The organism is Streptomyces sp. CBMA152 (genome assembly GCF_014596475.1).
Classification (GTDB): Bacteria; Actinomycetota; Actinomycetes; order Streptomycetales; family Streptomycetaceae; genus Streptomyces.
In genome coordinates this window covers 347,747-361,761 of record NZ_MECJ01000033.1, presented here as the reverse complement: position 1 = coordinate 361,761, position 14,015 = coordinate 347,747, and the positions used below count along the sequence as shown (strand labels likewise).

The following is a 14,015-nucleotide window of genomic DNA, read 5'->3' as shown; positions in this document are numbered from 1 at the left end:
ACCGGAGCGCACCCGTGGCACGATGCGGGCATGGCTTTGACCGATCTCTGCCGGTATCCGATCGTGCAGGCCCCCATGGCCGGTGGCGTCTCCGCCGCCGGTCTCGCCGCCGCGGTCTGCGAGGCCGGCGGGCTCGGATTCCTGGCCGCCGGGTACAAGACGGCCGACGGGATGTACCAGGAGATCAAGGAGCTGCGGCGGCTCACCGGCCGCCCCTTCGGGGTCAACCTGTTCATGCCGCAGCCCCCGCACACCGACCCCTCGGTCATCGAGGTGTACCGGCACCAGCTGGCGGGCGAGGCCACCTGGTACGAGACGCCGCTGGGCGAGGCCGACTCCGGCGGCGACGACGGCTACGAGGCCAAGCTGGCGATCCTGCGCGACGACCCGGTCCCGGCCGTGTCGTTCACCTTCGGCTGCCCCGAGCCCGAGGTACTTGCCGGATTCGCGGCCGTCGGCACGTACACCGTCGTCACCGTGACCACCCCCGACGAGGCGCTGGCCGCCCAGAGCGCCGGGGCCGACGCCGTGTGCGTGCAGGGCATAGAGGCGGGCGGACACCAGTCGACGCACCGCGACGACCCGCAGGCCGACGGCTCCGGGATCGGGCTGCTCACCCTGATCACCCTGGTCCGCGAGGCCGTACGGCTGCCGATCATCGCGACCGGCGGACTGATGCGCGGCGCCCAGATCGCGGCGGTGCTCGCGGCGGGCGCGGACGCGGCGCAGCTCGGCACGGCGTTCCTGGCCTGCCCGGAGTCCGGCGCCCACGTGCTGCACAAGCACGCGCTGACCAACCCCCTTTTCACCCGTACGGAGTTGACCCGAGCCTTCTCCGGACGGCCGGCCCGCGGCCTGGTCAACCGGTTCATGCGCGAGCACGGGCCGTACGCACCGGCCGCGTATCCGGAGGTGCACCAGATCACCACCGGACTGCGGCGGGCCGCCGCGGCGGCCGGGGACGCACAGGGCATGGCCCTGTGGGCGGGCCAGGGCCACCGGCTCGCGCGCGAGCTGCCCGCCGGGCAGCTGGTGGAGGTACTGGCGGCCGAACTGGACGCTTCGCTGGCCGCGTTGGCGGCGGCATCGAGAAACATGAGGAGTGCGTCATGACCGCCCCGGTCTTCGTGGTCGACGGTTTCACAGCGGTGGGACCGGGCGGCCGGTACGTCCTGGACGGGCCCGAGGGGCGGCACGCCGTCTCGGTCAAGCGGCTCGGTCCCGGTGAGGACGTGGTGCTCACCGACGGGCACGGCGACTGGGCCGACGCCGTGGTCCTGGAGACCGAGGGCAAGGACCGGCTCGTCGTCCAGGTCGACTCCGTACGGCACGAGCCCGAGCCGGAGGTGCGGATCACCGTCGTCCAGGCGCTGCCCAAGGGCGACCGGGGCGAGGTCGCCGTGGAGACGATGACCGAGACCGGCGTCGACGCGGTGGTGCCGTGGCAGGCCGCGCGCTGCATCACCCAGTGGAAGGGCGACAGGGGCGCCAAGTCCCTGGCCAAATGGCGCAGTACGGCCCGTGAGTCGGGCAAGCAGTCGCGCCGGGTGCGGTTCCCGGAGGTACGGGACGCGATGACGACCAAGCAGGTTGTCGCGTTTCTGGCCACGGCTGATTTCGCCGCCGTGCTGCACGAGGACCGGGACGCCCCGAGCGAGGCGCTGGCCACCGCGAAGCTGCCCGAGCGCGGGGAGATCGTCCTGGTGGTGGGCCCGGAAGGCGGTGTGTCCCCCGAGGAGCTGGCGGTTTTCGAGGCGGCGGGCGCCAAGCCGTACCGCCTCGGCCCGAGCGTCCTGCGCACCTCCACCGCCGGTACGGCAGCTGCCGCGTTGCTGATGGGACGCACGGGGCGCTGGGCTTGAGCCGCCCCAAGTGACGTCGTAAAGCGGTCTACCGCGCGGGCCGGGCCGGTGGGACGCTGGCGCGTATGGGGGCAAGGAGATACCTACGCATTCCGCTGCGGCACCGGCGCGCGCTCGCCGCGCTCGGGGTCGTCGCGGTGGCGGGCACGGCGGCCGCGGCCTGCGACCCGGTGGGCGGCATGAGCTCGGCGACCGTCTCGATCACCACCGACAAGACGGCGACGGACAAGCTGAAGCAGGACGGCGTGAACGTGTCGTGGCTGTCCTGTACGGCGAAGGTCAGCGGTAACAGCACCTCGACCCGTAAGCCGTCCCCCTCCTCGACGCACTCGGTCGCCACGGTCGACTGCCGGGGCCGCACCAAGGACAACAAGGCGATCACGGTCACCGGCAAGGTCACCTCGGTCGTCGACGACCGCTGCGTACGCGGCGACCTGACGGCGAAGGTCGGCGACCGCACGGTCTTCAAGGCCACCGTCCTGGGCAACTGCAACGCCCCCGCGCCCACCACGACCACCCACCCCAAGCCCCCGGGCAAACCGGGCAGCCACCCCACGGCGACGGTCACCGTGACGGTGACGGAGACGTTCCGGGGCAAGTGAGCGAGCTGGACTCATGCGTTCCCGGAGAGGGCGGCACGTCATCGCCCCGCGAACCTCAGTAGCATGCCCATGAACTGATCACCGCTACCGAGGAGCTCAGGACCGTGGCCGGAGAGCCGCAGGCGGACTGCCTGTTCTGCAAGATCGTCTCGGGGGACGTCCCCGCGACCGTCGTCCGCGAGAGCGAGACCGTCGTCGCTTTCCGCGATATAAACCCCCAGGCCCCGACGCACATCCTCGTCATTCCCCGGGTCCACTACCCGGACGCGGCCTCGCTGGCCGCCGCCGAACCGGCGGTCGCCGCCGATCTGCTGCGCGAGGCGGGGGAGATCGCTGGCGAGGAGAAGATCGACGGGAGCGGTTACCGGATCGTCTTCAACACCGGCAGCGGCGCGGGCCAGACCGTCTTCCACGCCCACGCCCATCTGCTCGGCGGCCGCGGCATGCAGTGGCCCCCCGGATAACCGATCGTGTCCGTACGTGAAGTGGTGGTGCTCGGCACCGCCAGCCAGGTCCCGACCCGGCACCGCAACCACAACGGCTATCTGCTGCGCTGGGACGGCGAGGGCATCCTCTTCGACCCCGGCGAGGGCACCCAGCGGCAGATGCTGCGGGCCGGGGTGGCCGCGCACGACATCGACCGGATCTGCGTCACGCACTTCCACGGCGACCACTCGCTGGGCCTGGCCGGGGTGATCCAGCGGATCAACCTCGACCGGGTGCCGCACCCGGTCACCGCGCACTACCCGGCGAGCGGGCAGCGCTTCTTCGACCGGCTGCGGTACGCCACGGCCTACCGCGAGACGGTCGAGCTCGGCCAGGCGCCGGTCGAGGGGGAGGGGGCGGTGCTGGCCGCGACCGACGCGTACACGCTGGACGCGCGGCGGCTCTCGCACCCGGTCGAGTCGTACGGCTACCGCGTCACCGAGCCGGACCGCCGCCGTATGCTGCCCGCGCTGCTCGCCGAGCGCGGTATCGCCGGGCCGGACGTGGGCCGCCTCCAGCGCGAGGGCGAGGTCGACGGGGTCACGCTCGACGAGGTCAGCGAGATACGGCGCGGACAGCGGTTCGCGTTCGTCATGGACACCCGGCTCTGCGACGGCGTGTACGCGCTGGCGGAGGGCTGCGACATGCTCGTCATCGAGTCGACGTTCCTGGACGAGGACGTCCAACTGGCCGCGGATCACGGCCACTTGACGGCAGGTCAGGCGGCGGTGGTGGCGCGCGACGCGGGCGTACGCCACCTGGTCCTCACCCACTTCTCGCAGCGCTACGCCGACCCGGCCGAGTTCGAACGACAGGCGCGGGCGGCGGGGTTCGAGGGGGAGCTGACGGTGGCGGAGGACCTGATGAGGGTGCCGCTGCCGAAACGTACGACGTAGACGTACGCCGTTGACGTACGGGATTCACACGCAACGCACGCACCACCTAGGAAGCAGCACCACATGCCCCTCCCCAAGGCCGAACTCCACCTCCACATCGAAGGCACCCTCGAACCCGAGCTCGCCTTCGAACTGGCCGCGCGCAACGGGGTCCGGCTCCCGTACGCCGACACCGAGGAGCTGCGCAAGGCGTACCTCTTCGACGACCTGCAGTCCTTCCTCGACCTGTACTACTCGCTGATGGCGGTGCTGCGGACGGAGGACGACTTCGAGGCGCTGGCAGAGGCGTATCTGGCGCGGGCGGCGGCGCAGGGGGTGCGGCACGCGGAGATCTTCTTCGACCCGCAGGCGCACACCGCGCGGGGCGTGTCGATCGGAACGGTGGTGGAGGGGCTCGGCCGCGCGCTCGACCGCAGCCGGGAGCGCCATGGCATCTCGACCCGGCTGATCCTCTGCTTCCTGCGGGACCAGTCGGCCGAGTCGGCGCTTGCGACGCTGGATGCGGCGCGGCCGTATCTGCACCGGATCGTGGGGATCGGTCTCGACTCCGCCGAGGTCGGGCATCCGCCGGCGAAGTTCCGTGAGGTGTACGCGGTGGCCTCCGCGCTCGGGTTGCGCAAGGTCGCGCACGCGGGGGAGGAGGGGCCGCCGTCGTACATCACCGAGGCGCTGGACGTGCTCGGCGTCGAGCGGATCGACCACGGGCTGCGGGCGCTTGAGGACCCGGAGTTGGTGGCGCGCCTGGTCCGCGACCGGATCCCGCTGACGCTGTGCCCTCTGTCGAACGTCCGGCTCCGTGCCGTGGACGTTCTGGAGGCGCATCCGTTGGGGCGGATGATGGATGCGGGGCTTCTGTGCACGGTGAACTCCGACGATCCTGCGTACTTCGGGGGGTACGTGGATGACACGTTCCTCGCGGTGCGGGATGCGCTGGGGCTTTCGGATGAGCGCCTGCGGGAACTCGCGCGGAACTCGTTCCTGGCGGCGTTCCTCGACGACGAGGAGGGCCTGCGGGAGCGGTATTTGGGGGAGGTGGAGGCGTACGAGTTCGATACGGCGTGATCCTTTCCCCACCCCGCCCCTTCCCGAAAGCCCTTGGCGGGCGGCCGGGTTCTCCGGCTGACCGCCGGTGGGGGCTGATCGCGCAGTTCCCCGCGCCCCTAGGAGGGCCCTTCGGGCCCGTTAAGGGGCGCGGGGAACTGCGCGAGCAACCCAGTACGGTCCGCAGACGAAGAGGGGCGCAGGGGGCGCAGCCCCCGCCTCGGGGTCCGGGGGTCCCCGCCCCCGGGAAACCTCCTCCACCCCCACCCACCCCCGGAGGGTTTAGGGAAGGGGCGGGGTGGGGGGCTAAGACGCCAGGGCCACCTGGGGCTCGTCCACGTGCACCGCGCCCACCACCGGCCCCCGCCCGGACACCCCCCGCGCCACCGCGGCCAGCGGCAGTGCCACCGTCAGGAGCAGCGCGGCCAGCACCAAACCCATCCCCCCGAACCCCGCGTACGACGACAGCAGACTCCCCGTCAGCGGCCCGCCCGCGACGCCGAGCGACGACGCCGAACCCACCAGCACCGCCCACCGCCCCCGAGGATCCAGCGCGGCCCCGAGGCCCAGCAGATACGAGAGCACGACCGGGTAGAAGACGTTCCACAGCATCACACCGCCCGCGAACGACGGCAGATCCCGCGCCGAGGAGCTGAGGACGACACACCCCGCGATCACCACCGTCCCCACCCCGATCGGCACCGCCCGCCCGAACCGCAGGCCCAGCGCCCCCGCCCCGCTCACCCCGAGCAGCCCCGCCCCGAGCGCGACGGCGAACACCGCGCCGACGGTGACCTCGGACAGCCCCGCCTGCGTCAGGCCGATGCGCCCGCTCACCCCCCACAGCGCGTTCTGGGCGAGGGACCAGCAGAGCATCCCCACGGCCAGCACCGCGCCCGAGCGGAGTCGGGGGAGAGGGGCGGAAGACGCCCCCAAGGAAACCCGCGCCGCACCCGGCCCCGGCAGCCGTCCCGTCACCGGCCACACCGCCGCCGCCACCAGCGCGATCGCCGCGAACGGCAGCCCATGGCCGCCGCCGAGGTGAGGGATCGTCAGATACAGCGCCCCGGCCGTGGCCGAGACGGTCAGCAGGCCGAGCGTGGTCGCCCGGTGGGGGTCGGGCCGCGCGGCCGTCCCCGCCGCGGCCACGGCCGTCGCCGTACCGGACCCGAAGCCCCCGACGACCGCGCCCGCCACGACGAGCGGTACGTACGTCGTCAGCGCGCCGCCCCCGTAACCGATGAACGCGAGCAGCAGTCCCAGGCGGGCCAGGCGCCGCTCCCCGTACCGCTCCACCCGGGACGCCAGCGTGAATCCGGCCGCCGCCGAGCTCAACAGCAGTGTGGAGCCGATGAGTCCGGCCTGCGTGGACGAGAGCCCGAGGCCCGAGGAGAGCCGTCCGACGACGGTGGGGAGCAGATACGCGGCGAGGTAGCCGGCCGCGAAGACGGCGACCAGGGGCCAGGCAGCACGAGGGCGTGCGGACATGGGCGTTCCAGGGAGCGGTGCCCGAACGGGCAGATGCCAAAGAGGGGAGATGCGCCCGGTGTTGTACGGGAACGCGGGCCCAATTTGTATCAAGCGCCCGGAGTGCACGAAAGTCGCGGATGAGTGATCTGGGTCACTTTTTGTTTGCGTTGATGATTGCCGGGTATTTCACGCGATCCGGATCGAGGTCTCCCTCTGATCCCTTGACCCGGTCTTGTTCACATATCTAGTCTTGATTCTTGTGGATATACGCGAAGTCCGGCTCACCCCCGTCCTCGTCTCCGACCCCCCACTCCTCAACGTCCAGGGCGTCCATCAGCCGTACACCCCGCGCCTCGTCGTCGAAGTCGTCACCGAGGGCGGTGTCACCGGTGTCGGTGAGACGTACGGCGACACCAAGTACCTTGAGATCGCCCGGCCGTACGCCCCGCTGCTGGTCGGTCACGACATCGCCGACCTGAACGGGCTGTTCACACTCATGGACGCGGTCGGCGTCGACGCATCCCGCGTCGACGACTCCGTGGGCGTCGGCGGGCTGCGCGGGGTGCAGACCGCCGACAAGCTGCGGCTCTCCGTCGTGTCCGCCTTCGAGGTGGCGTGCCTCGATGCGCTCGGCAAGGCCCTCGGTCTGCCCGTCCACATGCTCCTCGGCGGCAAGGTCCGCGACAGCGTGGAGTACAGCGCCTATCTCTTCTACCGGTGGGCCGAACACCCGGGCGGCGCCGGGGAGAAGGACGACTGGGGCGCGGCGCTCGGCCCCGCCGGGATCGTCGCGCAGGCCCGGCGGTTCGCGGGTCAGTACGGGTTCACGTCGTTCAAGCTCAAGGGCGGTGTCTTCCCGCCCGAGCAGGAGATCGCCGCCGTCCGGGCGCTCGCCGACGCCTTCCCCGGGCATCCGCTGCGGCTCGACCCCAACGGCGGCTGGACGCCCGGGACTTCGCTGCGCGTCGCCGCCGAGCTCGCGGACGTACTGGAGTATCTGGAGGACCCGGCGCCCGGCACACGCGCGATGGCCGAGGTCTCGGCGGGGACGGACATCCCCCTCGCCACCAACATGTGCGTCACGACCTTCCCCGAGATCCGCGAGGCGTTCGCCACCGACGCCGTGCAGGTCGTCCTCAGCGACCACCACTACTGGGGCGGGCTGCGCCGCACCCAGGAGCTGGCGGCGGTCTGCCGCACCTTCGGCGTGGGTCTTTCCATGCACTCCAACACCCATATGGGCATCAGCCTCGCCGCGATGACGCACGTCGCCGCCACCGTGCCCAACCTCGACTACGCCTGCGACAGCCACTACCCGTGGCAGACCGAGGACGTGATCACCGCTCGCCATGTCTTCCGGGGCGGGCGGCTCGCGGTCTCCGATGCCCCCGGGCTCGGTGTCGAGCTCGATCGGGGCGCCCTCGACCGGCTCCACCGGCGGTGGCTGGAGGACGACGGGAGCATGCGCGACCGCGACGACGCCGCCGCGATGCGCCGGGCGCCCGGGCACGCGGAATGGACGACTCCGGCGCTGCCCCGCTGGTAGGGCGAGTCCCGTGCGAGCCGGATCGGGCACACTGGCCAGATCCGTACGCGAACGGGGAGCCCGCCGTGACCACATCCAGCAGAGAGCAGCGCGACCAGTACGGCCCCTTGGGCCACAGTGCCGGTGTCGACCCGCTGGGCAAGGTGCGCCGGCCCCGCGACCCGGACTGCGACGTCTTCCTGACCGGAACGGTCTTCCTCGACATCATCTTCACCGGCCTGGATTCGGCCCCCGTGCGCGGTACGGAGTCCTGGGCGCGCGGGATGGGCTCCAGCCCCGGCGGGGTCGCCAACATGGCCATCGCGCTGTCCCGGCTCGGGCTGCGCACCTCGCTGGCGGCGGCGTTCGGCGACGACCACTACGGCGAGTACTGCTGGGACGCCCTTGAGCAGGGCGAGGGCATCGATCTGTCGCTGTCGCGGACCGTGCCCGGCTGGCACTCGCCGGTCACCGTCTCCATGGCGTACGAGGGCGAGCGCACGATGGTCTCGCACGGGCACGAGGCGCCCCCGGAGGAGTCCGCGCCCGCCTGCCCGCCACGCGCGCGTGCCGCGATCGCCTCGCTGGTGCCGGGGCGGCGGGAGGAGTGGATCGAGGACGCGGCCCGGCATGGCTCGCGGATCTTCGCCGATGTCGGCTGGGACGACACGGGGCACTGGGACCTGGCGGGGCTGGCCGGGCTCGAACACTGCGAGGCGTTTCTGCCCAACGCGGGGGAGGCGATGCGGTACACGCGCACCGACTGCCCGCGGGCGGCCGCGCGCGCCCTGGCCGAGAAGGTGCCGGTCGCCGTGGTCACTCTTGGCGCGGAGGGCGCGTACGCGGTGGACGGGTCGACGGGGGAGACCGCGGAGGTGCCCGCGATCGCGGTGGAGGCGCTCGATCCCACGGGGGCGGGGGATGTGTTCGTGGCGGGGTTCGTCACGGGGACGCTGGCCGGGTGGCCGTTGGCGGATCGGCTCGCCTTCGCGGGGCTCACGGCCGCGCTGTCGGTGCAGGAGTTCGGCGGGTCGTTGTCCGCGCCCGGCTGGGCCGAGATCGCCGGGTGGTGGCAGCAGGTGCGGACGTTCGAGGACCAGGATCCGGCGGCGCTGCGGCGGTACGCGTTCCTGGAGGGGCTGCTCCCGGGCGCGGCCCGGCCGTGGCCGCTTCGTCGGGCTGTCCCGACCATCGGCTTCCGGCACCCCGTGTAGGCCTCCTCCCGGAGGGGCGTCGCTCGGGTGCGGACCGTGGCGGGCTGGTCGCGCAGTTCCCCGCGCCCCTTGGGTGACCCCGGAGCGCGTCAGCCGCCCGAATACCCGCACCTCTTGGACGAACACCCCGCCCCGAAAACCCCTCGGCCCTGTCAGTGGCAGGTCGTAGGCTTGGTATTCCAGAGGTTGTCGAGCAGCGAGAACCCTGCAACGGGAGGTATGTGCAGGCCACAGAGCCGGCCCATGACTCAGACACCCACACAGCCGCAGGCGAGTGCCCAGATCAAGGTCCCTGCCAAGCACCCGATGGTGATGCTGCTCGGATCCGGCGACTCGCTGCTGCGCGTGATCGAGAAGGCCTTCCCGGCGGCCGACATCCATGTCCGGGGCAATGAGATCAGTGCCACGGGGGACCCGGCGGAAGTCGCGCTCATCCAGCGCCTGTTCGACCAGATGATGCTGGTGCTCCGCACCGGTCAGCCGATGACGGAGGACGCAGTGGAACGGTCGATCGCCATGCTCAGGGCGAGCGAGAACGGCAAGGCGGAGGACGGCCACGAGACCCCGGCCGATGTGCTGACCCAGAACATCCTCTCCAGCCGTGGTCGCACGATCCGCCCCAAGACCCTCAACCAGAAGCGGTACGTCGACGCGATCGACAAGCACACGATCGTCTTCGGCATCGGCCCCGCCGGTACCGGAAAGACCTATCTCGCCATGGCGAAGGCGGTCCAGGCCCTGCAGTCCAAGCAGGTCACCCGGATCATCCTGACCCGGCCCGCCGTCGAGGCGGGCGAGCGCCTCGGCTTCCTGCCGGGCACGCTCTACGAGAAGATCGACCCGTATCTGCGCCCGCTGTACGACGCGCTGCACGACATGCTGGACCCGGAGTCGATCCCCCGGCTGATGGCGGCGGGGACCATCGAGGTCGCCCCGCTGGCGTACATGCGCGGTCGTACGCTGAACGACGCCTTCATCATTCTGGACGAGGCGCAGAACACCAGCGCCGAGCAGATGAAGATGTTCCTGACCAGGCTCGGTTTCGACTCGAAGATCGTCATCACGGGTGACATCACCCAGGTCGACCTGCCGAGCGGCACGAAGAGCGGGCTGCGGCAGGTCCAGGAGATCCTGGAGGGTGTCGAGGACGTCCACTTCTCCCGGCTCACGTCGCAGGACGTCGTCCGGCACAAGCTCGTCGGCCGTATCGTCGACGCGTACGAGAAGTACGACAGCCAGCAGGACCGCAACGGGAAGTAGTCAGAGCGCACCATGTCGATCGACGTCAACAACGAGTCCGGAACCGAGGTCGACGAGCAGGCGATCCTCGACATCGCCCGCTACGCGCTCACGCGGATGCGGATCCACCCGCTCTCCGAGCTCTCGGTGATCGTCGTGGACGCCGAGGCCATGGAGCAGCTGCACATCCAGTGGATGGACCTGCCCGGTCCGACCGATGTCATGTCCTTCCCGATGGACGAGCTGCGTCCGCCGATGAAGGACGACGAGGAGCCCCCGCAGGGGCTCCTCGGTGACATCGTGCTCTGCCCCGAGGTCGCCACCCAGCAGGGCCAGGACGCCCCGACGGGGCACTCGATGGACGAGGAGCTCCAGCTCCTGACCGTCCACGGGGTGCTCCACCTGCTGGGTTACGACCACGAGGAGCCGGACGAGAAGGCCGAGATGTTCGGCCTCCAGGCGGCGATCGTGGACGGCTGGCGGGCGGAGAAGGGCTTCACCGGCCCCTCCCCGGCGCCGACCGTCTCATGACCGGGCAACTGCTCTTCGGGGCGGTCGCCCTGGTCGTGGTCGCCTGGCTCGCCGCCTGCGCGGAGGCCGGGATCGCCCGTACGTCGTCGTTCCGCGCGGCCGAGGCCGTACGGTCCGGGCGGCGCGGGGCGGCGAAGCTCGCCCAGGTGGCCGCCGACCCGACCCGCTATCTCAATGTGGCCCTGCTGGTGCGGGTCGCGTGCGAGATGGCGGCGGGGGTGCTCGTCACGTACGTCTGTCTCAACGAGTTCGACAGGACCTGGGCGGCGCTGGTCGTCGCCATCGCGGTGATGGTGCTCGTCTCGTATGTCGCCGTCGGTGTCTCGCCGCGCACCATCGGCCGCCAGCACCCGCTGAACACGGCGACGGCGGCCGCGTATGTGCTGCTGCCGCTCGCCAGGATCATGGGCCCGGTCCCGCAGCTCCTGATCCTCCTGGGCAACGCGCTCACGCCCGGAAAGGGCTTCCGCAAGGGCCCGTTCGCCTCCGAGGCCGAGCTGCGGGCGATGGTGGACCTCGCCGAGCAGGAGTCCCTTATCGAGGACGAGGAGCGCCGTATGGTGCACTCGGTCTTCGAGCTGGGCGACACGCTGGTGCGCGAGGTGATGGTGCCCCGCACCGACCTCGTCTGCATCGAGCGCTACAAGACGATCCGTCAGGCGCTGACCCTCGCGCTGCGCTCGGGCTTCTCCCGTATCCCGGTGACCGGCGAGAACGAGGACGACATCGTCGGGATCGTGTACCTCAAGGACCTGGTCCGCAAGACGCACATCAACCGGGACTCCGAGGCAGACCTGGTCTCGACCGCCATGCGCCCCGCCGTGTTCGTGCCCGACACCAAGAACGCCGGTGACCTGCTGCGCGAGATGCAGCAGGACCGCAACCACGTCGCCGTGGTCATCGACGAGTACGGCGGCACGGCCGGCATCGTCACCATCGAGGACATCCTGGAGGAGATCGTCGGGGAGATCACCGACGAGTACGACCGGGAGCTGCCGCCGGTCGAGGAGCTGTCGAACGGCCGCTTCCGGGTCACCGCGCGCCTCGACATCACCGACCTCGGCGAGCTGTTCGGGCTCGACGAGTACGACGACGAGGACGTGGAGACGGTCGGCGGACTGCTCGCCAAGGCGCTCGGCCGGGTGCCGATCGCGGGCGCCACGGCCACGGTGGACCTGCCGGACGGGCGGACGCTGCGGCTCACCGCCGAGTCCCCGGCGGGCCGCCGGAACAAGATCGTCACGGTCCTCGTCGAGCCCGTACCGGTCAAGGAGGAGCACGTATGACCCCCCAGGAGCTCAGGGCCTTCTGCCTTGAATTCAACGCGGTGACCGAGGAGTTCCCCTTCGACACCGAGACCTCGGTCTTCAAGGTCCTCGGCAAGATGTTCGCGCTGAGCAACCTGGGCGGCTCGCCGCTGACCGCCAACCTCAAGTGCGACCCGGACGACGCGGTGCGGCTGCGCGAGGAGTACGCGGCGATCGTGCCCGGCTGGCACATGAACAAGCGGCACTGGAACACGGTGGACGTGGAACAGCTCCCGGACCAGTTGGTCCGGGAGCTGATCGAGGACTCGTACGACCTGGTGGTGGCCGGTCTCCCGAAGGCCGAACGGCTCAGGCTCGACCGGCCGTGACCTCTTAGGCGGTGCGGCGGCCAAGGCCGACCGCCACCAGGGCCGCCGCCGCGACGACGATCACCGCGTCGATGAGCAGGACCGTGCGCACCCCGTGGAACAGGCTGTTCTGGGTGGTGGCGAGGACGCCGAGGAGCGGGATGCCGATGGTGATGCCGACCTGCTGGGTGGTGGTGACAAGACCGGTCGCCAGGCCCTGCTCCTCGTCCGGGACACCGCTGGTGACGGTCAGTCCGTACGAGATGATCGCGCCCAGGTGGAACATGCTCGCCAGCGAGACGGCGGCGGTGGCGAGCAGCGCGCCCGAGCCGGAGCCGATGCCGAGCAGCGCGGCGATGAACAGGCCCTGGCCGAGCAGCGAGAAGACCAGCGTGCGGCGGGCGCCGAAGCGGCCGATGACCTTCGGGGCGAGCGTGCCGGCGACGGCCGACAGGACGCCCTGGACACCGAAGACCAGTCCGGTCTGGAAGGACGACAGCCCCAGGACCTCCTGGAGGTAGAGGGTCAGTACGAAGACGACCGTCGACATCATCGAGAAGGTGACCAGACCCGCCAGGTTGCCCCACGCCACGGTGCGGCGCTTCAGCATCGGCAGCGAGACCAGCGGGGCGGCCGCCCTCGACTCGACCGCGACGAACGCGGCGAGCAGCGCGAGGCCGACGACCAGCGTGCCCCAGACGTCCACGCCGCCGAAGCCGCGCTGGGCCGCCGTCGACAGGGCGTAGATCACCGCGAGCAGACCGCCGGTGACGGTGACCGCGCCGGGCACGTCCAGACGCGGGCGCTCGCCGGTGGTGCGGGACTCGGGCAGCAGCCCGGGGGCCAGGACCAGGACGATCACCGCGGCGACCGCGAGCAGACCCATCGTCGAGCGCCAGCCCAGCGTGTCGGTCATGACCCCGCCGAGCACCATGCCGACGGTGAAGCCGAGCGAGAGCAGCGTGCCGCTGATGCCGAGCGCCCGGTCGCGCTGCGGGCCTTCGGGGAAGGTGGTGGTCAGCAGGGACATGCCGGTCGGCACGATCACGGCGGCGCCGAGGCCCTGCAGGGCGCGGCCGGTGAGGAACGACGCCGGGTCCCAGGCGAGCGTGGCGAGCAGCGAGGCCGCGCCGAACAGCGCGAGCCCGGTCAGGAACAGCTTCCTGCGGCCGAACAGGTCGGCGATCCGGCCGAACAGCAGCAGGAAGCCGCCGGACGGCAGGGCGAAGGCGGTGACCGCCCACTGCAGGGTGGACGTGGAAAGGCCCAGGTCGTCGCCGAGGACGGGCAGGGCCACGTTCAGTACGGAGAAGTCGAGCGCCACCATGAACTGGGCGGCGCAGAGCACGAACAGGACCAGCTTCGCCCGGCCCGAGAGCCGGTTGTCCTCCGGGTCCTGCGTGAGCACCGGCGCGGTGGCCGCTGCGGTGTGGGTGTCGATTGCCATGGCCACAGCCTGACGGCCCGGGAATGCCCGTGGAGAGAGGGAACTTATCCTGTTGGTGGCACCACCAGGCAGGACGGGTGGCGCCAA

Annotated in this window: 14 protein-coding genes; 12 read left to right on the top strand and 2 right to left on the bottom strand. The window is 71.2% G+C overall.

The window, feature by feature from the left end:
- Window positions 1–30 precede the first annotated feature (30 nt).
- The 6 genes from BG418_RS34695 (at window position 31) to BG418_RS34670 (ending at window position 4,908) form a co-directional block, all read left to right on the top strand.
- Window positions 31–1,113, top strand: a complete 1,083-nt coding sequence (locus BG418_RS34695) for a nitronate monooxygenase (RefSeq protein ID WP_188278034.1) — start codon at window positions 31–33, stop codon at window positions 1,111–1,113.
- Window positions 1,110–1,862: a 16S rRNA (uracil(1498)-N(3))-methyltransferase gene (locus tag BG418_RS34690; RefSeq protein WP_188278033.1), complete on the top strand. Its 753-nt coding sequence runs from the start codon at window positions 1,110–1,112 to the stop codon at window positions 1,860–1,862. The genes BG418_RS34695 and BG418_RS34690 overlap by 4 nt, the downstream gene beginning before the upstream one ends.
- A gap of 65 nt (window positions 1,863–1,927) precedes the next feature.
- Window positions 1,928–2,464, top strand: a complete 537-nt coding sequence (locus BG418_RS34685; RefSeq protein ID WP_188278032.1) for a hypothetical protein — start codon at window positions 1,928–1,930, stop codon at window positions 2,462–2,464.
- Window positions 2,465–2,568: 104 nt separating this feature from the next.
- Complete coding sequence (locus BG418_RS34680; RefSeq protein WP_188278031.1) at window positions 2,569–2,928, top strand: histidine triad nucleotide-binding protein; 360 nt, start codon at window positions 2,569–2,571, stop codon at window positions 2,926–2,928.
- Between the two features lie 6 nt (window positions 2,929–2,934).
- Window positions 2,935–3,846 (top strand): ribonuclease Z, encoded by a 912-nt coding sequence (locus tag BG418_RS34675; protein WP_188278030.1) that lies wholly within the window; start codon window positions 2,935–2,937, stop codon window positions 3,844–3,846.
- Window positions 3,847–3,909: 63 nt separating this feature from the next.
- On the top strand, window positions 3,910–4,908 hold the full coding sequence (locus tag BG418_RS34670) for an adenosine deaminase (RefSeq protein WP_188278029.1): 999 nt from the start codon (window positions 3,910–3,912) through the stop codon (window positions 4,906–4,908).
- A gap of 285 nt (window positions 4,909–5,193) precedes the next feature.
- Here the strand turns inward: BG418_RS34670 and BG418_RS34665 are convergent, their stop codons facing one another.
- A complete protein-coding gene (locus tag BG418_RS34665) occupies window positions 5,194–6,375 on the bottom strand; it encodes an MFS transporter (protein ID WP_223185825.1) in 1,182 nt (393 codons plus the stop codon).
- A gap of 241 nt (window positions 6,376–6,616) precedes the next feature.
- Here BG418_RS34665 and BG418_RS34660 point away from each other — a divergent pair, with 241 nt between their 5' ends.
- The 6 genes from BG418_RS34660 to BG418_RS34635 all read left to right on the top strand — a co-directional run bounded on the left by BG418_RS34660 (window position 6,617) and on the right by BG418_RS34635 (window position 12,502).
- Window positions 6,617–7,903, top strand: a complete 1,287-nt coding sequence (locus BG418_RS34660; protein WP_399001441.1) for an enolase C-terminal domain-like protein — start codon at window positions 6,617–6,619, stop codon at window positions 7,901–7,903.
- A gap of 65 nt (window positions 7,904–7,968) precedes the next feature.
- A complete protein-coding gene (locus tag BG418_RS34655) occupies window positions 7,969–9,096 on the top strand; it encodes a carbohydrate kinase family protein (protein ID WP_399001438.1) in 1,128 nt (375 codons plus the stop codon).
- Between the two features lie 243 nt (window positions 9,097–9,339).
- Window positions 9,340–10,356 (top strand): PhoH family protein, encoded by a 1,017-nt coding sequence (locus tag BG418_RS34650; RefSeq protein ID WP_188278027.1) that lies wholly within the window; start codon window positions 9,340–9,342, stop codon window positions 10,354–10,356.
- 12 nt (window positions 10,357–10,368) lie between these two features.
- The gene (gene ybeY, locus BG418_RS34645) at window positions 10,369–10,866 is read left to right on the top strand and encodes an rRNA maturation RNase YbeY (protein ID WP_188278026.1); all 498 of its coding nucleotides are present in this window, start codon (window positions 10,369–10,371) and stop codon (window positions 10,864–10,866) included.
- Complete coding sequence (locus BG418_RS34640; RefSeq protein ID WP_188278025.1) at window positions 10,863–12,152, top strand: hemolysin family protein; 1,290 nt, start codon at window positions 10,863–10,865, stop codon at window positions 12,150–12,152. The genes ybeY and BG418_RS34640 overlap by 4 nt, the downstream gene beginning before the upstream one ends.
- Entirely contained in the window at window positions 12,149–12,502 is a 354-nt protein-coding gene (locus BG418_RS34635) for an MmcQ/YjbR family DNA-binding protein (RefSeq protein ID WP_188278024.1), read from the top strand. The genes BG418_RS34640 and BG418_RS34635 overlap by 4 nt, the downstream gene beginning before the upstream one ends.
- 4 nt (window positions 12,503–12,506) lie before the next feature.
- Here the strand turns inward: BG418_RS34635 and BG418_RS34630 are convergent, their stop codons facing one another.
- Window positions 12,507–13,928 (bottom strand): MFS transporter, encoded by a 1,422-nt coding sequence (locus BG418_RS34630; RefSeq protein WP_188278023.1) that lies wholly within the window; start codon window positions 13,926–13,928, stop codon window positions 12,507–12,509.
- Between the last annotated feature and the right edge of the window lie 87 nt (window positions 13,929–14,015).